The 240-nt window shown below is 41.2% G+C and carries 1 pseudogene; it reads left to right on the top strand.

Annotated features, from left to right (window positions below):
• Positions 1-240, top strand: a pseudogene (locus tag ACFILW_RS10930) (methyltransferase); the annotation flags it as partial.

Raw genomic sequence — 240 nt, 5'->3', positions numbered from 1 at the left:
GAAGCAGATGTTACCTTCAAAGGGAATGCCCGTATAAGAGCAGGTTTGATAGATAATAGCTTTGATTTTGCGATTATGAATCCACCTTTTAATAATCCCACCGATCGTAAGACACCTGATAAACAAAAATCTGAAGCACATGTTATGTCTGAAGCAATGTTTGATAACTGGTTGCGGAGTGCAGCAGCTATTGTTAAGCCAGGTGGATACTTAGGGCTCATTGCACGTCCACAATCGTTG

It is taken from the genome of Bartonella sp. TT110JLCBS (assembly GCF_042193405.1).
In the GTDB taxonomy this organism is placed as follows: domain Bacteria; phylum Pseudomonadota; class Alphaproteobacteria; order Rhizobiales; family Rhizobiaceae; genus Bartonella.
This window is presented reverse-complemented; position numbering and strand designations above follow the sequence as displayed.